This is a genomic window from Rhodanobacter sp. UC4443_H10, assembly GCF_052978325.1.
In genome coordinates this window covers 2,735,717-2,756,825 of the sequence record NZ_CM129668.1, presented here as the reverse complement: position 1 = coordinate 2,756,825, position 21,109 = coordinate 2,735,717, and the positions used below count along the sequence as shown (strand labels likewise).

The following is a 21,109-nucleotide window of genomic DNA, read 5'->3' as shown; positions in this document are numbered from 1 at the left end:
GAAGTCTCCATGAGCACTATAACCCTGGGTGTGGACTTGGCGAAGAACGTGTTTTCGGTGTGCGCGATGGATGGCGCCGGACACGTGCTGGAACGACGGGAGTTCAAGCGTGAGGTCTTCGCCGTGTGGCTGGCGCAGCGGCCGGCGGGGACGGTGGTGGCGATGGAAGCCTGCAGCGGGGCCCATCACTGGGCACGGCGGTGTGAAGAGTACGGGCTGCGGCCGCGGCTGATGGCTGCCCAGCTGGTCAAGCCGTACCGCAAGAGTCAGCGCAGCAAGAACGACCGCAACGACGCCGAGGCGATCGCCACGGCCGCCCGCCAGGGCAACATGCGTTTCGTGCCGATCAAGACCATCGACCAGCAGGCCCGGCTGTCCTGGCATCGGGTGCGCGAGGGTTACAAGGCGGAGAGTCTGGCGATCGGCAACCGCCTGCGCGGCCTGCTGGCCGAGTTCGGCATCGTGATGGGCAAGAGCGACAAGGCCCTGCGCCGGGTGCTGGCCGATCTGGATGCACACACCGCGCTGCCGGCAGAGTTCAAGGCGTTGATCCGCAGCGTGGAGGCCCACTGGACCCAGGTCCGCACGGCCTTCGACGCGTGCGATGCACGCATCGAAGCCCATGCGCGCGATGACGAGCGGTGCGTGCGCCTGCGCGCGATCGTCGGCATCGGCGCGCTCACCGCGGACGCCCTGATCGCCAGCCTCGGCAAGGCGCAGGAATTCCGCAACGGTCGGCAACTGGCGGCGTGGCTCGGCATGGTGCCGACCCAGCACTCCAGCGGCGGACACACGCGGCTGGGTGCGATCAGCTGTCGCGGCGATGGCTACCTGCGCACGCTGCTGATCCAGGGCGCACGCAGCAGCCTGCAACGGGCCAAGGTGGTCGCCACGGAAAAGGCCACACCCGAACAACTCTGGATTCGGTCACTCGCGGTGCGGTTGCCATTCGGCAAGGTGCTGGTCGCCATCGCCAACAAACATGCGCGCCAGTTGTGGGTGATGCTGGCTCACGAGGTGGATTACGACCCCTGCGCCAGCCAGCGCCACCCGCTGCATTGCCCCGCTCAACTCGCTTGAGGAACCTTGCTTTCGATTCACGGTCAGCGCTACGCGGCAACAACGGGTCAGACCCACCCGGAGAGAACCTGACTAACATTCTGGACGTCCAAACGTGTTTCGGCCGATCCCCGAACACCGACGACACCGCTGAACGAATGAGGTCTCCGGGCGCGGTTTATACCCTGGTCCGAGCCGGCAGCAATGGCTCAACAAGACCGTCTAAGGAAATGCAGTCTGGCAACGTTCGACGCCGCATCCCACTGACCACGCAGCACACACGAAGCACAACACGACCACCGGCAGTCGCCCGAAAGCTCAGGGCAAAAGCATCATGCGCCCGGGGTTGACGGGAAGTCTCCTAAGGAGATGTTAGAGACTGTTCGTCGGACCAACTATTCTCGGCGCCAAGGATGATGAAATTCGACGCCTAGGTAACGTTAGTGGCTCGTTGTTGATGTTGGTGGTGCCAGCAGAATACTTTACTTCTAGCGTTCGATTGTCCTGCCAGATTACAGATGCGCTTGACTTGTCAGTATTATTCCAAGAGATTGCAAGAGACTCGTCTTTGAGGTCGTGGCAGCTACCTCGTGTGTTCGAGTGGACAATTGCGGTACTCAGATGACGGCCTACATCCGCACTGCAGCCGCATACTCGAGTGATTGCTTTGTACTTTCCGTCAGGAGATGGAACCGTACTAATGAGATCGGGCTTGCATCCAAAGAATGAATTGTAAGCATCTGAGCAGCCCAGTAGGCTAGTCAATATAAGGGCGGCAAGGGCAAGGCGTGCAATATTCTTCATGGGCTCTAACGCTGGAATTGAGCGGCGGCGCAGCCGTCCGCCTCGAATGACTGGTTAGCGCCCGCTGCCAATTAGTTGGCAGTTACTAGATGAAAATTTGTTGGACGCCGCCAACTCTTGCTCTTTCTCGGAGTTGAAATGATCTCCAACGCTGTAGATGTTTTTGAGTGCGTTGCTTTGTGCGGATTCGTAGATACGTCCAAGAATAAAATCTGGAGTTGGACCCTCCATTAGCCACATAACCCCGGCGGGAACGTTATTTGATAGATCCACGCGCTCGATTTTCCCGGCTTTTATGGCGGCAATGAAGGCTTTGCCCTGGCTATACCCAAACTCGAACAGTCGCTCTTGGTCTGCTGGTTTTTTTAGCTTAGAGGCGAGCGCGGAACACTCAAATGCGCTCCAAGTTGCTTTACCCATCTGGGCATAGGCAGAAGAATCTTGGGCCAGGGATGCTGGTGAGATCAGAAGCACGAGTGCAGCAGTCAGAACTTTCCGTATCACGAGTGCCTCCCTAGGGCGCTAACGTAGCTGTAGAAAAACTCCCTCGCAGCCTATCATTCGCGTTGCCCGCAAAAAAGGCGGGAAACGAGGCGAAGCGACGATGGCGCGATACCGACACTACGACCCCGATCAGACCAAGATGATCCCGGTGAGCTACGGGCGGCAGTTGCTGCCAGGCACCTTCGAACATGCGCTGAGCTACCTGATCGACAACGAGATCGACCTGGGACGGTTTGCCGCGCGCTTCAAGAACGACGAGACCGGGGCGCCGGCCTACGATCCGGCGGTACTGCTCAAGGTGGTGTTGTTCGCCTATTCACGCGGCATCACCTCCTCGCGCACGATGGCGCGGGCGTGCACGGAGAACGTGGTGTTCATTGCCCTGGCGTGCGACCAGCAGCCGCATTTCACGACGCTGGCGCACTTCATAGCGACACTGGGTAAGGAAGTGGAAGCGGTATTCCGCGACGTGCTGATGGTGTGCAACGCCCAAGGGCTGATCGGCAAGGCGATGTTCGCCATCGACGGTTGCAAACTCCCGTCGAACGCGTCCAAGGAGTGGAGTGGCACGCGCGCCGACTTCGAGCGCAAGGCGGCGAAGATGGAGCGGGCCGTTGCCCACCTGGTCAAGGCACATGCCGAGCAGGATGCGAGTGAAGCGCTCGCCCCCAACGCGGACACCCAGCGTCGCCATGAAGAACGCACGCTGGCCACGTTGCGCAAGAATGCCGACAAACTGCGCACGGCGCTCGCCACCACGACCGAACGCATCGGAGCCAAGGGCAAGCCGATCAAGCTGAACCTGACCGATGCCGAAAGCGCCACACTCAAGAGCGGTCGAGGCGTGCTGCAAGGCTATATCGGCGTGGCGGCTGTCGATGACGAGTGCCAGGTGATCGTGGAGGCGCAGGCGCACGGCACCCCGCAAGAACACAATCTGCTCAAGCCGGTGATCGACGGTGTGCGCGAGCACTTGGCGGCGATCGGCGAGGCCGGTGCCGCCGATGAGTCTGCCTTCCTGGCGGACGCGGGCTACCACAGCGAGCGTGGCCTGAAAGCCTTGGCGGCTGACCGTATCGACGGCTATATCGCGGACGGCAACATGCGCAAGCGCGACCCGCGCTACGTCGACGCCGCTGTGCACAAGCCGGCGAGCCAGGCGAAGACCTTCCAGCCCAAAGACTTCATCTTTGACCGTGAACACGGCAGCTGTGTTTGCCCGGCTGGAAAGGCGCTCAAACTAAACAGCGCCAATGCCGTCATCAATGGACGCAAGGCCACCGTATTCAAAGGCACGTCCGTCACCTGCGAAGCATGTCCACTGCGCAGCCAGTGCCTGCGCAAACCTGATGTCACTGCCGTACGCCAGGTCGCCTTCTTCGAAGGCTCGGTAGCAAGCAAACTACCCAACCCGCATTGCCGCGCCATGCGCGAGAAAATCGACAGTCCCGAAGGTCGAGCGATCTACGCCCATCGCATGGGATTGATCGAGCCAGTGTTCGGTCACATCCAGCAACGCGGCTTGCGCCGCTTCACGCTGCGTGGCCAGCGCAAGGTCGACACGCAGTGGAAGCTGTATTGCATCGTCCACAACGTGGCGAAACTACAGCTCTACCGCAAGTTGGCCGCGTAAGCCGAAGAACGCCCGTGAAACCCGTGCCATGCGGCCGTCTGGGCGGCCAAAAATCGCCTATCAGCGACAAACAAGAAGCGAGCGGAGCACTGCACGAAGCCGAAACGAAAAATCCGCCAGCACGGCGAACTCGTTTTGCAGATCAGCAAGGGGTTTTTCTACAGCTTCAACGCTGGAGTTAAGCGGCGGCGAAGCCGTCCGCCTTGAACGAGTGGTTAGGCTTGCGCCTGCGCCACACACCCCAGCCATCGTACTCGACGCCGAATAGCTGCGCGAGACACGTGAAAAAGCCCGAGACGCACAGAGCTACGGGTTGCTCGACAGGCATGTTGATAGTGACAAGAATGGACGCAGGGTCTTGAAGCACGGCCTTGCCATAGCTGTGTTCGTTAACGAAGGATGCAACGAGAGCAGCCTTTTCTGCGTCGGGTGCCACCAGAAGAAAATCAACGTCGCGGAATACGGAAAAGTGGTCGCCATTGCGATCAAGTGACCGAAGTACATCAGTGTCGGCTGCGGCGGTTTCCATCAAGGTTGTGACAAATTCCATAGGCAAGCCTAACGCCTGAGTTAAGCGGCGGCGTAGCCGGAGAGTTCCTACGCAAAAGTGGACACCGGTTGGTTAGCCGTACTGTGCCTCGAACTCGATGGGAGAACGATAGCCCAAGGCAGAGTGTAAGCGCTTGCTGTTGTAGAAATCGATGTAGCTGCGCACGGCGCTTCGCAGCGAGCCTTCGGTGCAGAAGCTGTCGCGGTGATACATGTCCGATTTCATCGACTTGTTCCACGACTCCATATGCGCGTTGTCGGTCATTCGATGCGGGCGGTTCACGCTCTGCACCAAGCCCGCCCTGGCCAGCATGCGTTTGAAGTCGCTGGCCAGAAACTCCACCCCGCGATCACTGTGCAGCAACGTGCCGGGCGGCGGTTTGCGTTGGCGCAACGCCGCTGCCAACGCCCGGCGCGTCAGGTTGGCCGTCCGGTCCGTTCCCAGCGACCAGCCCAGCAGGCGCCGCGAATAGCGATCCATGACGGTGGCGAGGTAGCGCCATGAACCCGATACTTTCAGATAGGTGACATCGGTGACCCAGACCTGATCGGGCCGATCCACCGTCAGCTCGTGCACCTGGTTGTCGACGCTGGCGAAGAAGCGATCGACACCCGGACAACGTCGATACAGATCGGCAGAGCAGCCACGGATGGCATGGTCCCGCATCAAGCGCTCGACCCGGCGGCGTCCGACGGATTCACCGTTGCGTTGCAGGCCGGCGTGGACCCGCGGGCTACCGTAAGTCTGCCGGCCTTCGGCGTGCACGTGGCGAATGCTCTCAAGCAGTCGTGCATCCTCCTGCGCACGCGCGCTCGACGGTCGATCCCGCCAGGCGTAATACCCGCTTGGACTGACCCCGTACAGCCGGCACAACAGCCTCACCGGGTGGTGCTCTTGCTGACGGATGAAGGCGAAGATGTCGGCCTTGGACTGGAAGTGAACGCGATCGCTTTTTTTAAAAGGTCATGCTCGATCTTCAGCTGCTCGTAGGCCTTCTTCACCCGACGCAGCTCCTTCAGCTCCGCTGCCACGGCTTTGTCGACCGCCACACCCTTCGTCATGATCAATCCCTCGCGCGCCTGTTTGCGCCAACGAGACAGCATGAACGGGTGGATGTAAAGCGACTGGGCAACGTCACCCACCGCGACGCCCGGTAACAGGCTCAAACGGACAGCGGTTGCCTTGAATTCCTGGGTATAGCGGTAGGTGGTTCGTGGACCTGGTTTGGGCATCTTGTGGACTCCTGAAGTGGTAGTTCAGGGTGTCCACTAAAGCGTAGGAACTATCCCGTCCGCCTTGAACGAGTAGTTAGAAGGTTGCGATGCCGCTACCTACTGCGTGAACGAAAAAAAATACACCACCAGCCATAGAGTATTGCGCCGATACCACCGAAGATGCCGGTCACTGCGCACGCGAACCCTAAAACAAAGGTCCTTCCGGCTTTAGCGTGGGTAAACATCGAGGCCGCCGCAGAAGAAGTAGGCGGCGGTCTTGAAGTGTTCGGGGTTGCGGTAACCGCAGGCCCGGCGCTTGATGGCCATGAGCTTGCTGTTGATGCCTTCGGCGACGGCGTTGGTGATGCGTAGGCGACAGTAGGTGACTATGTTGTCCAGACGCCGCTTGAGCATGTGGGCAACTTGCCGGATGGGCTCCAGGCGGCTGTGCGTGGCCCAGTGGAACCAGTGTTTGAAGTAACGGCGTGCCCATGCCTCACGCCGGTAGGACCACAGGTGGCGCAAGGCCTCCTTGATCGCCCAGGCACGAGCCACCTTGAGGTTCTGCCCCATCAGGTCACGCAGTTGATGCCGTCGCTGCTGGGGCAGGTTTTCCCGGCTGTAGAGCCACAGGTATTTGGTTCGCGCCAAGGTGTTGTCCCCGGTCGCGCGCAGGGCCCGATGCTCTGCCTTGCGTACCGCATCCACGGCTTGCCCCATGTGCTGCATGATGTGGAAGCGATCGAAGACGATCTTGTCGGTGGCCGCGGGGACATGCGACACGGTGGCCTGGAAATAGGGATCCCACATGTCCATGGCCACCGCCTGGATGTGCTCACACTGCTCCGGCGTCAGGGTCTCGTAGAACTCTGCCAGCGATCCACGCGTGCGCTCATCTGCCATGTACTCGATGGTGGAACGATCCACGTCACTGACAATGGTCGTGTACGAATGGCCTTTGCGGAACGCCTTTTCATCCACGCCGATCCGACGCAGCGACAGCGGCCCCTTGCGCGACTGACCACGGCGCACCGCTCGCTCCATGACGCCGAACACCTCGTCCCAGGACAGATGCAGCAGCCGGCAGGCGCCACTGACCGTGGCGCACTGCTGCAGCACGTCGATGATCCAGCGCTCCATCAGCAACGTGAAGCGAGAGCGTGGCTCGGCCCAAGGCACCGCGACCTGCACCACGCCGTGATCCGGGCAGCGAACACGAGGCACCCGTGCCTTGAGGATCGTCTGCAGCTGGCAGGTATCCAAGTGGCGCCAAGCGCGCGCCGGCGCATGGTCATGGACCGGCAGTTCCTGGTCGCACTTGGGGCAACGCCAGCGACATCCCTCCGGATGATCCACCTCTACCTCAACCCGATTCCCTGGTAGATCCAGATGAACATCCGCTACTCGCCAGGGTGCTGATAGACCAAGGATCTGCCGGTATAGCTCTACATCGCGCATTGGACGGGCTCCGCTCACCGCTCCCGCCCATCCTCCTATCCCCAGCTACCCACGGGAATCCCGGAAGGACCAAAACAAAGAGTGCGCGCGCATGCAAGGACGTTGCGAGAAGGACCAGCAAAAATCCGGCGAACGCGAGACACACCGCAGCAACGGCCAGTCGCAGAGCGGTAGAAAATGGGGTGATGTTTGGCCCTACGAAAAGGTTACGCACGTTGCCTTCTAACGCTAGAGTTAAGCGGCGGCGAAGCCGTCCGCCTTGAACGAATTGTTAGGCTCACGACGATACACGTCATGCGCGAGCTAGTGAAAACACGCAGCTAAAATTATTGCAATGAGAGTGCCCCAAAACCATTGCCAATGCTTTACATAGAACGCCCAGACGGAGACGGCTCGTTGCCTGCGCATTGCACCTTTGACCGCCTTTTGAGGGTCATTTAGCCAACCCTCGCGTTGAGCCACACGCTCCTCGGCGGATGACTCGACAGTGCGCGTATCGATGCGATGACCCCATACCATTTCGCCTTGCCCTTTGCCGGGGCGATAAAGCATGCGCGGATAGTTTTCATGCTCACCCATTGGAAAGCCTAACGCTCGAGTTGAGCGGCGGCGCAGCCGTCCGCCTTGAACGAGTGGTTAGCGGTCGATTAGTGGGCAGGACAAGTGTAGCCCCGCACCTGCTTGATGACTTTGATTGGCGATATGCGCGGGGCGTAATGCCACTCGGCCACACCATGCTTTACGGCCAAGTCGCAAGCGCGATCGCGAGAAGACTCCTTGATTGATACGTTAGAAACGTTGCCGTCAGCCAGCACGGTGAACGCGACCGTTGCAGCACAAACGCCAGATGTCGACCAGCATGCATCCGCGGGAGCGCGAATGGCCGGCGCAGCGATGGGCACCAGCTCTGTGCCCGACGCGCAGCCAGCGAATACGAGCAGCAGAATTACGACGATCTTCATAGACAGCTAACGTAGCTGTAGAAAAACTCCCTCGCAGCCTATCATTCGCGTTGCCCGCAAAAAAGGCGGGAAACGAGGCGAAGCGACGATGGCGCGATACCGACACTACGACCCCGATCAGACCAAGATGATCCCGGTGAGCTACGGGCGGCAGTTGCTGCCAGGCACCTTCGAACATGCGCTGAGCTACCTGATCGACAACGAGATCGACCTGGGACGGTTTGCCGCGCGCTTCAAGAACGACGAGACCGGGGCGCCGGCCTACGATCCGGCGGTACTGCTCAAGGTGGTGTTGTTCGCCTATTCACGCGGCATCACCTCCTCGCGCACGATGGCGCGGGCGTGCACGGAGAACGTGGTGTTCATTGCCCTGGCGTGCGACCAGCAGCCGCATTTCACGACGCTGGCGCACTTCATAGCGACACTGGGTAAGGAAGTGGAAGCGGTATTCCGCGACGTGCTGATGGTGTGCAACGCCCAAGGGCTGATCGGCAAGGCGATGTTCGCCATCGACGGTTGCAAACTCCCGTCGAACGCGTCCAAGGAGTGGAGTGGCACGCGCGCCGACTTCGAGCGCAAGGCGGCGAAGATGGAGCGGGCCGTTGCCCACCTGGTCAAGGCACATGCCGAGCAGGATGCGAGTGAAGCGCTCGCCCCCAACGCGGACACCCAGCGTCGCCATGAAGAACGCACGCTGGCCACGTTGCGCAAGAATGCCGACAAACTGCGCACGGCGCTCGCCACCACGACCGAACGCATCGGAGCCAAGGGCAAGCCGATCAAGCTGAACCTGACCGATGCCGAAAGCGCCACACTCAAGAGCGGTCGAGGCGTGCTGCAAGGCTATATCGGCGTGGCGGCTGTCGATGACGAGTGCCAGGTGATCGTGGAGGCGCAGGCGCACGGCACCCCGCAAGAACACAATCTGCTCAAGCCGGTGATCGACGGTGTGCGCGAGCACTTGGCGGCGATCGGCGAGGCCGGTGCCGCCGATGAGTCTGCCTTCCTGGCGGACGCGGGCTACCACAGCGAGCGTGGCCTGAAAGCCTTGGCGGCTGACCGTATCGACGGCTATATCGCGGACGGCAACATGCGCAAGCGCGACCCGCGCTACGTCGACGCCGCTGTGCACAAGCCGGCGAGCCAGGCGAAGACCTTCCAGCCCAAAGACTTCATCTTTGACCGTGAACACGGCAGCTGTGTTTGCCCGGCTGGAAAGGCGCTCAAACTAAACAGCGCCAATGCCGTCATCAATGGACGCAAGGCCACCGTATTCAAAGGCACGTCCGTCACCTGCGAAGCATGTCCACTGCGCAGCCAGTGCCTGCGCAAACCTGATGTCACTGCCGTACGCCAGGTCGCCTTCTTCGAAGGCTCGGTAGCAAGCAAACTACCCAACCCGCATTGCCGCGCCATGCGCGAGAAAATCGACAGTCCCGAAGGTCGAGCGATCTACGCCCATCGCATGGGATTGATCGAGCCAGTGTTCGGTCACATCCAGCAACGCGGCTTGCGCCGCTTCACGCTGCGTGGCCAGCGCAAGGTCGACACGCAGTGGAAGCTGTATTGCATCGTCCACAACGTGGCGAAACTACAGCTCTACCGCAAGTTGGCCGCGTAAGCCGAAGAACGCCCGTGAAACCCGTGCCATGCGGCCGTCTGGGCGGCCAAAAATCGCCTATCAGCGACAAACAAGAAGCGAGCGGAGCACTGCACGAAGCCGAAACGAAAAATCCGCCAGCACGGCGAACTCGTTTTGCAGATCAGCAAGGGGTTTTTCTACAGCTTCAACGCCTGAGTTAAGCGGCGGCGCAGCCGTCCGCTTGGACGAGGAGTTAGACGGTTGCGACGCAGCTTACTCGGGCGACGACGACTGCCAAGACGAGCGCGAAGCTTGAGCAACCGACTACCCCAAAACAACCAGCTCTGAAAGCTGAGGCCTGCGACGACGCCGCGCGAAAAGTTGCTGCGGCGAAGGACGACAGGCCAGCGCGGAGCTGGGCGAAACACACTATACGAAGAACCACCACGAGCTACCGACTAACGCTAAGTAGATTTCAAAGTGCAGTCTAGTCCAGCAGCCTAATCCCTGCACTCCGTATCCGGATCGGGCTGTCGTCCTACACAAATCAACGACTTGTCCTCCTTGGCGCAGCCTAACTTGGCGGCCTAATCTTGCCATGTCCACACATGGAGACAGGGATGACTTCCGTTGACAGGCAGGGAAAGCGAGCGCACCCGGAGGTTGCTGCACCGCCGAAGCTGCTTGACCAGGTGCGCGCCCGGATGCGTCGACTGGCGATGTCCAAACGCAGCGAGGAGGCCTATGTCGGCTGGATTCGACGATTCATCCTGGCCAATGACAAGCGCCATCCCGCCGAACTCGGCGCGCCGGAGATCGAGCGCTTCCTAACCGCGCTCGCGGTGCATGGCCATGTCGCGGCGGCTACCCAGAACCAGGCCTTGTCGGCGCTGCTTTTCCTTTACAAGCAGGTGCTTGGGGTCGAACTGCCGTGGCTGGACGGAATCGAACGGGCCCGGCGGCCGCAGCGTCTGCCCGTGGTGCTGACCAAGGCGGAAGTAACGGCTTTGCTTGGGGAGCTGACCGGTCTGCATTGGCTGATGGGCAGCTTGTTGTACGGCACCGGCATGCGGCTGATGGAGTGCGTGCGCTTGCGCGCCAAGGACGTGGATTTCGAGCGCCATGAAATTCTGATACGCCAGGGCAAAGGGGCGAAGGACCGCCGCACCATGCTGCCGCATTCGCTGGCGGAGCCGTTGCAGGCGCAGTTGGCTGAGGCGACGCGAATTCACCAGCGGGATCTGGCGGCGGGGTTTGGCCGGGTCTGGATGCCCGATGCGCTGGCGCGCAAGTTCCCCGGTGCCGCCGCGGACTGGGGATGGCAGTATGCGTTCCCCTCGGCGGTGCGCAGTGTGGACCCACGCGATGGGGTGGAACGCCGCCATCACGTGGACGAGTCCCGGTTGCAGCGTGCGATCAAGGCGGCGCGGGATCGCGCGGGCATCGTCAAGCCCGCCACTTGCCACACGTTGCGCCATTCCTTCGCCACCCACCTGCTGGAAGCCGGTCAGGACATCCGAACCATCCAGGAACTGCTCGGCCACAAGGACGTGGCCACCACCCAGATCTACACGCATGTGCTCAATCGCGGCGGGCATGGGGTGTTGAGTCCGCTGGATCGGTGAGTCTTCCTCGACGAGCTTTGGGGGCGAGGCTGCCCGCCTCTGGCTCAGGGCCGAATTACCGCCACCCAAGCTTGCGACACCTTTGAACGCGACGCCCGGCGACGGATTCGCGTGAGCGAGCCCGGGCGTGTACCGGACTCGCGATTCTCGCAAGCTGTGAGCTGAGGTCAGGCAGAGAGCTGCCGTTGACGCCACTCGCACCATGAGGCGCGATCCGAACCCGGCGACAAGGTTGCAGGCCGGGCTCATTCGACCTAAAGTAAGGTTTCCTTACATTCGGCCCAGGTCAATGCTAGCCAAGCTCACCAGCAAGAATCAGTTGACGCTGCCCAAGGCGGCGGTTGAGGCCACCGGCAATGCCGAGTACTTCGAGGTGGAAGCGCGTGCCGGGCAACTCGTGCTGACGCCTGTGCGCATCCAGCGCGCCGACGCTGTGCGCGCCAAGCTTGCCAAGCTGAACCTCGACGACGATGGTCTCGCCGCGGCGGTTTCCTGGGCACGCCAGGCCAACCCGGCGAGCCACGCCGCACACATCGCCGAGCCGCGGGGCCGGTACGACGCGAAGCCATCGCGCGCGAGCACGCCTGTGCCGCGGCGCAAGCGGTGAGTCCGCCCGCGCACGGGAAACCCCGCTGGGTACTCGACACCAACATCGTGTTGTCGGCGCTGATCCGCCCTGGCGGCGTCGGCGGTCGTTTGCGTCTCGCCTGGCAGGCGGCGCTGCACGTGCCGCTGGTCAGTCGCGACACTGCCGCTGAACTGATCCGCGTGCTCGCTTACCCCAAGTTCAAGCTGACCGCCGACGAGCAACACGATCTGCTCGCCGACTATTTGCCGTGGACGGGGACTTTCCGTATCCCCGATCCACCACCGCGGACACCCCTCTGCCGCGACCCGCATGATCTGCCGTTCCTGCAACTCGCGCTCGCGGCGAAAGCCGATGCGTTGATCACCGGCGATGCCGGCCTGCTGGTGCTCGCACCGCTGCGCGGCCTCGCCATCCTCACGCCGGCACAGGCGATCGAGCGTCTGTCCCGCTAGAAGCGCGAGCCGGGTCGCCGACGCAGTTATCTCGTGCGTGGCCAATCGAGCTCCACATGATGCTCGACGCCATCGTCGAGCAGCGGGATGCGGTCGTCGGCCCGCAGCTCGCCGTCCAGGCGCACCGCGGGGGACGTGCCGGCGTCGCGCTGGCGCAGTTCGATCCGATACGACGTGTCGCGGTGGCGATAGTCCATGGCGAAGCCCTCCCACTCGGCAGGCAGCACCGGCGCGAAACGCAGCGTGCCGGCCTCCAGGCGCAGGCCGAGCAGCGATTCCACGATCAGCCGGTACATCCAGCCGGCGGAGCCGGTGTACCAGCTCCAGCCGCCGCGACCGACGTGCGGGGCGACCGCGTAGACGTCGGCGCTGACCACGTAGGGCTCGACCTTGTAGACGTCCATTTGCTCGGCATCGATGCCATGGTTGACCGGGTTGATCATGCGCAGCAGCTCCCACGCGCGGGCGCTGTCGCCGAGTTCCGCAAAGGCCATCGTGGCCCAGATCGCGGCGTGGGTGTACTGGCCGCCGTTCTCGCGCACGCCGGGCACGTAGCCCTTGATGTAGCCCGGGTCCATCGGTGTCTTGTCGAAGGGCGGGTCCAGCAGTTGCACCAGGCCGGCGTCGCGGCGCACCAGGTGCTGGTCCAGCGACTCCATGGCCTGGCGCTGGCGCGCCGGCGCGCCGATGCCGGAGAGCACCGACCAGCTTTGCGCGATCGAGTCGATGCGGCACTCGAGGTTGCCGGCGGCGCCCAGCGGCGTGCCGTCGTCGAACCAGGCGCGGCGATACCAGGCGCCGTCCCAGGCGTGCTGCTCCAGCGCGCCGCGAAGCCTGGCCACTTCTTCTTCGCAGCGCTGCGCGAATGCCGCGTCGCCGTGCCCGCGCGCCACCTCGGCGAAGCGCTGCAGCACCTCGCAGCTGAAGAAGCCCAGCCACACGCTCTCGCCGCGACCGCCTTCGCCGACGCGGTTCATGCCGTCGTTCCAGTCGCCGCCGCCGATCAGCGGCAGGCCGCGTTCGCCGCGCAGGATGAAGCTGCGTTCGATCGCGCGCACGCAGTGCTTGTACAGCGGCTCGAACAGGCCCGAGGGCTGCGGCAGGTCGTAATAGGATTCCTCGCCGCCGTGCAGCGCGCGGCCCTCGATGTAGAACACCGGCACGTCGAGCACCGCGCGGTCGCCGGTGGCCAGCACGTAGCGGCTGGTGGCCAGCGGCAGCCACAGGTAGTCGTCCGAGCAGGTGGTGCGCACGCCGCGGTCCAGCGGCGGATGCCACCAGTGCTGCACGTCGCCCTCGGGGAACTGGTGCGCCGCGCACAGGAGCAGTTGGGCGCGGGAGAGCTCCGGCGCGGCGTGCACGGTGGCCATCGAATCCTGCAATTGGTCGCGGAAGCCGAACGCGCCGCCGGACTGGTAGTAGCCGCTGCGCGCCCAGATGCGGCAGGCGATGGTCTGGTACAGCAGCCAGCCGTTGGCGAGCACGTCAAGCGCCGGTTCCGGCGTGCGCACCTGCACCGCGCCGAGTACGCGCTGCCAGTGTGCGCGCACCTGCTCCAGCGCGGCCGCGGCCGAGCCGGCGCCGCGGAATCGCTGCACCAGCGCGCTGGCGTCGGCGGCGTCGCGGCCCAGGCCGAGGCGGAAGATCAGCTGGCGCTCGGCGCCGTCGTCCAGCGCCACCTTCGACTGCAGCGCGGCGCAGGGATCGAGTCCGGGGCCGAGCCGACCGGAGAGCTGCTTGCGACCGAGCGCGGCGGGCTTGCGCATGCTGCCGTTGCGGCCGAGGAATTCGCCGCGGTCGCCGTCGATGCCGCGCTCCGGATCGTCCACGTCGAGGAAGGCCACGCGGCCGGGGAACTCGCCGTTGTAGCTGTTGCGGGCGAACAGCGCGCCGCTGGCCGGGTCCGATTCGGTGACCACGTGCATGGCGGTCTTCTCGCGCAGGTCGCCGAGCAGCCACTCGACGTAGGCGGTGGCGCTGAGCCGCCGTGGCCGGCCGGATTCGTTGCGCAGTTTCAGCACCGAGAACTTCACCGAGGCATCCAGCGCCACGTAGATCCACAGCTGCGAATGGATGCCGTCCTCGACATGCTCGAACACGCTGTAGCCGAAGCCGTGGCGGGTCAGGTACTGGCCGCTGCCGCGGCACGGCCGCGGGGTGGGCGACCACAACGTGCCGCTGTCCTCGTCGCGCAGGTAGATCGCCTCGCCGCTGCCGTCGCCGACCGGGTCGTTGTGCCACGGGGTGAGGCGGAACTCGTGCGCGTTCTCGCCCCAGGTGTAGGCGCCGCCGCTCTCGGAGATCACCGTGCCGAAGTGCGGGTTGGCCAGCACGTTGGACCACGGCGCCGGCGTGGCGTCGTTCGCGGCGGAGACGATCACGTACTCGCGGCCGTCCGCGCTGAAACCGCCGTGCGGGTTGCGCAGTTGCAGTTCCGGCAATGCGGCCACCGGCGCCGGCAGCGTCGGCGCGGGGCGTTCGGCGCGGCTGGGCTCGAACGGCGGCGCGTGGGTTTCCAGCTGGCGCCGGCCGATCTGTTCGGCCAGGCTGCCGCGATGGTCGGCCAGCACGATACGCGCGCTGGCCAGCATCACCATGCGATCCTCGCTGGAGAGCTGCTGCGCCGGGCGCACGAAGATGCCGCCGGAACGATCGAGCAGCCCGGCCTCGCTGCCCGAGGCGATCAGGCCCAGGATCTGGTCCTGCAGTTGCTGGCGGTAGCCGGCGCGGTCCTCGTTCCAGATCACCAGGTCCACCGCCAGCCCCTTCTGCCGCCAGTAGGCATGCGCCTGCACCAGCTGGCGCACCATCTCGATGCGCGCCTCGCTGGCGATCTGCAGCAGCACGATCGGCAGGTCGCCGGAGATCGACTGCCCCCACAACCCGCTCTGCCCGCGGCGGTTGCCGCGCAGCACCGCCGGCTCGGCGCGCAGGCTGGCGTTGGGATACAGCAGCGCGGTGGCCATGTGCTCGTACAGCTGCGCATCGCCCAGGCCGGCGTTGAGCTGGCGCAGCAGCACCTGGCTGTGCGTCCAGGCGAGGTCGAACACGCGGTCGGCAAGGTGGCGGTCGCGGTACTTGCCGATCAGCTGCAGGCAGCCTTCGCGAGAGTCGGCGATGCCGGTGACGTAGTCGATGGTGGCGGTCTGCTCGGGCTGCAGGGTGATGCGGCAGCGGATCGCCACGATCGGGTCGAGCACCGAGCCGGCGCTGCCGGACAGCCGCGTCTGCTCGAGGTCGAGCATCTGCGGGTCGGCCAGGCTGCGGCCGCGGCCGATGAAGCGGGCGCGATCGGTCTCGAACGAGATCTCGTCGATGTCGGCATCGTGCACGGCCAGCAGGTGGAACATCCACGGCGGATGCTCGTCGGCCGCGCGCGAGCGGCGCGTGCACACGATCGCCTGCAGCGCGGGCACCAGCTCGGTCTGCACGAACAGCTTGCTGAACGCCGGGTGCAGCGCATCGGCCAGCGGCGGCGCCAGCACCACCTCGGCGTAGCTGGTCAGTTCGATGGTGCGCGCGCTGCGGCCGCGGTTGGTCAGGTGGGTGCGGCGCAGCTCGATGTCGTCCTCGGGCGAGACGACGATCTCGGTGTGCGCGTCGAACTCGCGCTCGCGCACGCGGAACTCGGCGCGCGCCTCGGAGAAGATCGCCTCGTACAGCTCGGTCTTGTGCCGCGTGGGCTGGTAGGCGGTGGACCAGTACGCACCGCTGGCGACGTCGCGCAGGTAGCAGAACATGCCCCAGTGGTCGCGCGTGATGTCCTCGCGCCAGCGCGTGAGCGCCAGCTCGCCGCGCCGGCTGCTGCCGCCGCCGGCGCTGGACAGCATCACGTGGTAGCGCCCATTCGACAGCAGCTGCACCGCCGGGCGCGGCCGGTTCGGGTCGCCGAACACGCGCAGCCGCGCCTCGCTGGTCGGCTCGGCCGCGTTGCTGTCGGGGAAGCCGGACGCGTGCAGGTACTCGGCGGCGGTGCGCGGAATGCGCTCCTGCAGCAGCAGGCTGGTGGCACGGAACTGCGGATCGGCGGCGAAGCGCCGCTGCATCGGCCGGTCGAGCAGGGCGAAGTCCAGCGCCAGCAGGCTCATGCCCTGGTGGTGGGCCATGAACGAACGCACCAGCGCCGAACCCTGCCCCACCGGCAGCCGCGCCGGGGTGTAGTCGACCGCCTCGTACATGCCGTAGCGGCCCTGCACGCCCTCGCTGGCCAGCCGCTGCAGGTTTTTCGTGGCCGCGGCCGGCGCGATCATCAGCGCCAGCGCGCTGGCGTAGGGCGCGATCACCACGTCGTCGCCGAGGCCGCGTTTCAGGCCCAGACCGGGCACGCCGAAGGCGCGGTACTGGTAGGTGAAGTGCGCGTCCAGGATGTTGTAGCCGGACTCGGACACGCCCCACGGCACGTCATGCTGGTTGCCGTACTCGATCTGCCGTGCCACCGCGGCGCGGCAGGTCTGGTCGAGCAGGGTGTCCTCGTAGCCGGGCATCACCAGGTTCGGCATCAGGTACTCGAACATCGAGCCGGTCCACGACAGCAGCGCCGGCTCGCCGCCCACCGTGGTGAGCAGGCGGCCCAGCGCGAACCAGTTGTCCTGCGGCAGCTGGCCCTGGGCGATGCCGACGAAGCTGGCCAGCCGCGCCTCGGAGGCGAGCAGGTCGTAGTAGCCGGCGTCGAGCCGGCGCGCGTCGACGTTGTAGCCGATCGCGAGCAGGTCGCGTGCGCTGTCGTAGAGGAAGCGGTAATCCATCCGCGCCAGCTCGTCGGCCTGCTGCGCCAGCTGCTCGATCAGCGCGATGCGCTCGCGGGCGTGCTCGCGGATAGCCTCCGCGTCGTGCTCGCCCGACCAGCGCAGCGGCTCGATGCGGCTGAGCACGGCGAGCGTGGGGATGCCGCGCAGGGCGTCGGCGTCATCGTCCACCGGGTCGAGCCGGAAGCGGGCGGTTTCCTCGCACAGCTCGTCCAGCTGCGCGCACAGCGCGTGCAGCCAGTAGCCCGCGTCGCTGTCCGGATGCGGCGCCAGCGCGGGCGCCAACGCATGCGCGTGTTCGCGCTGGCGCTGCAGCAGCGCCAGCGCCGCGCCGGTGGTGGTCGGCGGTTCGTCCAGCGCCTCCTGCAGCTCGACCTGCAGGCGGTGCAGCGGCTCGTGCTCCTGGTCGAGCGCGTCATGCAGCAGTTGCAGGGTGTCGAGCAGCCCCTGCAGCACGCGCGGACGGAATACCGGTGCGTGGATCAGTTCCAGCAAGCCCGGGCGCAGGGTCAGCAGGTGGCCGGCGAGGTTGCCGCTGTCCACCGCCGAGATGTACTGCGGCGCCAGCGGCTGCAGCGTGCGGGTGTCGTACCAGTTGTAGAAGTGGCCGCGGTAGCGCGGCAGTTGCTGCAGGGTGGCGAGCGTGTCGCGGCTGCGTTCGAGCAGGCGGCCGGTGCCGAGAAAGCCGAAATCCCACGCGGCCAGGTTGGCCAGCAGGGCCAGGCCGATGTTGGTCGGCGAGGTGCGCGAGGCGATCACCGGACCGGGCTGCACCTGCAGGTTGTCCGGCGGCAGCCAGTGTTCGGTGGCGTTGACGTGGCTGTCGAAGAACGCCCAGGTCTGCCGCGCCAGCGTGCGCAGGAATCGCGTCTGCGCCGCGTTCGGCACGAAGGTGTCGGGCCGGCGCGGCTGGCTGACCCACCAGGCGATCGCCGGCGACAGCAGCCACAACGCCAGCAGCGGCCACGCCAGCCACAGCACCATCGGCCGCTGCAGCGCCAGCGCCACGGCCAGGCCGAGCGCCAGCGCCGGCCCGATCCACATCTGCCGCCACACGGCGCCGGGCGCATTGCTGCTGCGGCGGGCCACCTCGCTGGAGGTCTGCCATTGCAGCAGGTGGCGATGGCTGACCGTGATCCGCCACAGCGTGCGCACGATCGCGTCGAGGTGGTAGAGCGCCTCGTGCGGCAGCCAGGCCAGGCCCAGCGCCATCCGCGCGACGTGTTGCAGGCCGTCGGCGAAGCCGGCGCGCAGGTGCTGGTCCAGCTGCACGTCCTTGGGTTTCTGCACCAGCTCCAGCAGCGCCGACAGCAGCGGCGGCACCAGCACCATCGCCAGCACCGCGACCGTCCACGACAGCACCGGCGAGAGCAGCAGCCAGCCGCACACCAGCAGGCCGAGCACCGCCGGCGGCACCAGGCTGCGGCGCAGGTTGTCGAGGATCTTCCAGCGCGACAACGCGGTCAGCGCGTTGCGCCGCCAGCCGTCCTTCGCGGTCGGCGCCCACGGCAGCAGCCACGGCAGCAGCTGCCAGTCGCCGCGAATCCAGCGATGCCGGCGACGCACGTCGGCGCCGTAGCGGGCAGGGTATTCCTCGAACAGTTGCACGTCGCTGAGCAGGCCCGAGCGCGCGTGGCAACCTTCCACCAGGTCGTGGCTGAGGATGCGGTTTTCCGGGAAGCGGCCGTCCAGGGTGCGCTCGAACGCATCGATCGCGTAGATGCCCTTGCCGATGAACGAGCCTTCGCCGAACACGTCCTGATAGACATCCGAAACCATCTGCGTGTACGGGTCGATGCCGGCGTCGCTGCCGTACAGCTGCGCGTAGCGCGAGCGCGCGGTGCTGGGCAGGCTGATCCCCACGCGCGGCTGCAGGATCGCGTAGCCGCTGACCACGCGTCGGCGCACCGGGTCGTACACGGCGCGGTTGAGCGGATGGTCGATGCTGCCGACGAAGGTCTGGGCGGCATCGCGCGGCAGTTCGGTGTCGGCGTCCAGGGTGATCACGTATTGCACCGGGCCGAGCGCGTCGATGTCGCCGACGATGCGCATGAAGCGGCCGTGCGCGTTGCCGCGCAGCAGCGCGTTCAAGTCGGCGAGCTTGCCGCGCTTGCGCTCGTGGCCCATCCAGCAGCGCTCGCCGGCGTTCCAGCGGCGCGGCCGGTGGAACAGGAAGAAGCGGTCGGACTCGACGCTGGCGTAGCGTTCGTTGAGCGCCTCGATGCGCCGCTGCGCCAGCCGCAGCAGCGCCTCGTCGCCGGGCAGGGTTTCGCTGTCGGCGTCGGCGAAATCGGTGAGCAGGGCGAAGTGCAGGTTCTCGTCGCGGTTGCCGAGGAAGCGCACTTCCAGCGCCTCGATCAGTTCTTCCACGTCGCCGGCGCTGCCCAGGATGCACGGCACCGCCACCAGGGTGCGCGCGCTGGCCGGGATGCCGTGGACGTAGTTCATGCGCGGCAACGGCTGCGGCGCGATCGCCAGCGTGGCCATCCAGTTGAGCAGGCTGGAGCCGAGCTGGCTGGCCACCAGCAAGGCCATCACGGCGATCGCCAGCAGCCAGCCCACCGCCAGTTCGTCCTCGGCGGCGGCCACCACCAGCGGCTCGGCGATGGCCACGGTCAGCACGACCAGCAGCCCGAGGTAGATCGACACCGGGGCGCGGTCGAAATGGCGGCGCAGGCGATCGGCGAGGCGCGGGCGCACGCCCAGGTGCTGCTCCAGCTGCGGCCGGCCGCGATCGATCAGGTACCAGCCGACGTGCCGCGGCAGCGCCGGAGCCGGCTCGTTCGGCGAGGCGGCGCGGCACAGTTCCACCGTGGCGGCGGCCACGCGCACCTCGTCCAGCCGGTGCTGGCGGGCCAGCCGCTCCACCACGTGACGATAGCGGTCGCGGGTGGCGAAGTTCATCTCCGCGTAGACGCCGGCCGGGTCCTCGCGCAGCTGCTGCTCGACCAGGCTCACGCGCTCGACGAAATCGCGCCAGTCGATCGCCGACAGCAGGCGCAGGCTGCCGATGCTGTTGCTCACGCTTACCTGCGCGGCGGCCTGCTGCTGCGCCTCGCGCTGCACCAGGTGCTCGATGCTCTGCCCCGACTCGGACAGGCGCTGCTCGATCCAGCTCAGCGGCAGCGCCAGCGCCGGGCTCTGCCCCTGCAACCGGCGCGCCATCTCGGCCACGAACGGACCGTTCATCGGCGGGTCGGAGCGCGCCATGTCGGCCACCACCAGCACCACCGAGTTGGGTGTGCGCTCGGCGGTGGCGGTCATCGTGTCGGCCCAGCGCGCGGCCTGGCCGCGGTGGCGCCAGTCGGCCATCACCCGCGCGGCCACGCGGCGCAGGTTCTCGATCAGCGCCAGCCGCAGCATGATCGGGATCGCCCACAGCTCGCCCAGTCGCAGCGGCGTCACTTCCTGGTAGGCGTGGATGAAGCGGTGCAGGCCGGCGGTGTCGATGCGGCCGTCGCCGTGGGCGATGATCTCCAGCGCGATGTCGTAGACCCGCGGCAGCCCGGCCGAGGCGCCGTTGTCCAGTCGCGGCAGTTCGCGGCTGTAGCCCTTGGGCAGATGCCGGCGGGCGATGCGGATCTGTTCCTCGATCAGGTAGAAGTTGTCCAGCAGCCACTCGGCCGCCGGCGTGATCCGCCGCTTGCGCCGGGTCGCCTGGGTCAGCCGCTCGCAGCTGTGGGTGATGACCGCCTCGTTGTCGGCCAGCCGGCCGAGCAGCAGATCCATGCTGGAGCGTTCGCGCAGGCGGTGCTGGCCGGCCAGCTCGCGGCCGTGCTGTTCCATCTGCTCGGCATTGAACAGCTCCGCGCGCAGCGCCGGCTCCTGCTCCGGCCGCGTGCGGGCGGCCACGCGGCGGCGGCGGAAGGCCTGCAGCCGGCGCAGCTTGAGCCGATCCAGGACGCTGCCGATGTTCAAGCGAAAAACTCCTT

General features: G+C 65.6%; 13 protein-coding genes. 6 read left to right on the top strand and 7 right to left on the bottom strand.

Translation table 11 applies throughout. The annotated features are described in order from the left end of the window. Positions 1-9 precede the first annotated feature (9 nt). Positions 10-1,080: an IS110 family transposase gene (locus ACVCMB_RS12580; protein ID WP_447107100.1), complete on the top strand. Its 1,071-nt coding sequence runs from the start codon at positions 10-12 to the stop codon at positions 1,078-1,080. A gap of 837 nt (positions 1,081-1,917) precedes the next feature. Here ACVCMB_RS12580 and ACVCMB_RS12575 read toward each other — a convergent pair. Continuing rightward, positions 1,918-2,367: a hypothetical protein gene (locus ACVCMB_RS12575; RefSeq protein ID WP_447107099.1), complete on the bottom strand. Its 450-nt coding sequence runs from the start codon at positions 2,365-2,367 to the stop codon at positions 1,918-1,920. 100 nt (positions 2,368-2,467) lie between these two features. Between ACVCMB_RS12575 and ACVCMB_RS12570 the strand changes: the two genes are divergently transcribed. Then, positions 2,468-4,000: an IS1182 family transposase gene (locus ACVCMB_RS12570; protein ID WP_447107096.1), complete on the top strand. Its 1,533-nt coding sequence runs from the start codon at positions 2,468-2,470 to the stop codon at positions 3,998-4,000. Positions 4,001-4,178: 178 nt separating this feature from the next. On the opposite strand, the gene ACVCMB_RS12565 is transcribed toward ACVCMB_RS12570, so the two are convergent. From ACVCMB_RS12565 to ACVCMB_RS12545, 5 genes are all read right to left on the bottom strand, one after another. Further along, positions 4,179-4,550 (bottom strand): ribonuclease E inhibitor RraB, encoded by a 372-nt coding sequence (locus ACVCMB_RS12565; RefSeq protein ID WP_447107098.1) that lies wholly within the window; start codon positions 4,548-4,550, stop codon positions 4,179-4,181. Between the two features lie 72 nt (positions 4,551-4,622). Beyond that, positions 4,623-5,456, bottom strand: coding sequence for an IS3 family transposase (locus ACVCMB_RS12560; protein WP_447107168.1), 834 nt, complete (start codon positions 5,454-5,456; stop codon positions 4,623-4,625). After that, positions 5,429-5,782 carry a transposase gene (locus ACVCMB_RS12555; RefSeq protein WP_369491286.1) on the bottom strand — a complete coding sequence of 118 codons (354 nt, stop codon included), beginning with the start codon at positions 5,780-5,782 and terminating at the stop codon, positions 5,429-5,431. The genes ACVCMB_RS12560 and ACVCMB_RS12555 overlap by 28 nt, the downstream gene beginning before the upstream one ends. Positions 5,783-5,992: 210 nt before the next feature. Next, positions 5,993-7,222 carry an ISL3 family transposase gene (locus ACVCMB_RS12550; protein ID WP_447106907.1) on the bottom strand — a complete coding sequence of 410 codons (1,230 nt, stop codon included), beginning with the start codon at positions 7,220-7,222 and terminating at the stop codon, positions 5,993-5,995. Positions 7,223-7,869: 647 nt separating this feature from the next. After that, positions 7,870-8,184, bottom strand: coding sequence for an energy transducer TonB (locus ACVCMB_RS12545; protein ID WP_447107097.1), 315 nt, complete (start codon positions 8,182-8,184; stop codon positions 7,870-7,872). An 88-nt stretch (positions 8,185-8,272) separates the two neighbouring features. Here ACVCMB_RS12545 and ACVCMB_RS12540 point away from each other — a divergent pair, with 88 nt between their 5' ends. The 4 genes from ACVCMB_RS12540 to ACVCMB_RS12525 all read left to right on the top strand — a co-directional run bounded on the left by ACVCMB_RS12540 (position 8,273) and on the right by ACVCMB_RS12525 (position 12,432). Next, on the top strand, positions 8,273-9,805 hold the full coding sequence (locus ACVCMB_RS12540) for an IS1182 family transposase (RefSeq protein WP_447107096.1): 1,533 nt from the start codon (positions 8,273-8,275) through the stop codon (positions 9,803-9,805). A 581-nt stretch (positions 9,806-10,386) separates the two neighbouring features. Beyond that, the gene (locus ACVCMB_RS12535; protein ID WP_395120831.1) at positions 10,387-11,391 is read left to right on the top strand and encodes an integron integrase; all 1,005 of its coding nucleotides are present in this window, start codon (positions 10,387-10,389) and stop codon (positions 11,389-11,391) included. Positions 11,392-11,680: 289 nt separating this feature from the next. Continuing rightward, on the top strand, positions 11,681-11,998 hold the full coding sequence (locus tag ACVCMB_RS12530; RefSeq protein WP_447107095.1) for a hypothetical protein: 318 nt from the start codon (positions 11,681-11,683) through the stop codon (positions 11,996-11,998). Continuing rightward, positions 11,995-12,432 carry a putative toxin-antitoxin system toxin component, PIN family gene (locus ACVCMB_RS12525; RefSeq protein ID WP_447107094.1) on the top strand — a complete coding sequence of 146 codons (438 nt, stop codon included), beginning with the start codon at positions 11,995-11,997 and terminating at the stop codon, positions 12,430-12,432. Before ACVCMB_RS12530 ends, ACVCMB_RS12525 begins: the two co-directional genes overlap by 4 nt. Positions 12,433-12,458: 26 nt before the next feature. On the opposite strand, the gene ACVCMB_RS12520 is transcribed toward ACVCMB_RS12525, so the two are convergent. Continuing rightward, on the bottom strand, positions 12,459-21,095 hold the full coding sequence (locus ACVCMB_RS12520) for a GH36-type glycosyl hydrolase domain-containing protein (protein WP_447107093.1): 8,637 nt from the start codon (positions 21,093-21,095) through the stop codon (positions 12,459-12,461). Between the last annotated feature and the right edge of the window lie 14 nt (positions 21,096-21,109).

Coding starts and splice junctions, on each gene's coding strand:
- ACVCMB_RS12580 (WP_447107100.1), top strand. CDS start 10: ATGAGCACTATAACCCTGGGTGTGGACTTGGCGAAGAACGTGTTTTCG.
- ACVCMB_RS12570 (WP_447107096.1), top strand. CDS start 2,468: ATGGCGCGATACCGACACTACGACCCCGATCAGACCAAGATGATCCCG.
- ACVCMB_RS12565 (WP_447107098.1), bottom strand. CDS start 4,550: ATGGAATTTGTCACAACCTTGATGGAAACCGCCGCAGCCGACACTGAT.
- ACVCMB_RS12555 (WP_369491286.1), bottom strand. CDS start 5,782: ATGCCCAAACCAGGTCCACGAACCACCTACCGCTATACCCAGGAATTC.
- ACVCMB_RS12550 (WP_447106907.1), bottom strand. CDS start 7,222: ATGCGCGATGTAGAGCTATACCGGCAGATCCTTGGTCTATCAGCACCC.
- ACVCMB_RS12545 (WP_447107097.1), bottom strand. CDS start 8,184: ATGAAGATCGTCGTAATTCTGCTGCTCGTATTCGCTGGCTGCGCGTCG.
- ACVCMB_RS12540 (WP_447107096.1), top strand. CDS start 8,273: ATGGCGCGATACCGACACTACGACCCCGATCAGACCAAGATGATCCCG.
- ACVCMB_RS12535 (WP_395120831.1), top strand. CDS start 10,387: ATGACTTCCGTTGACAGGCAGGGAAAGCGAGCGCACCCGGAGGTTGCT.
- ACVCMB_RS12530 (WP_447107095.1), top strand. CDS start 11,681: ATGCTAGCCAAGCTCACCAGCAAGAATCAGTTGACGCTGCCCAAGGCG.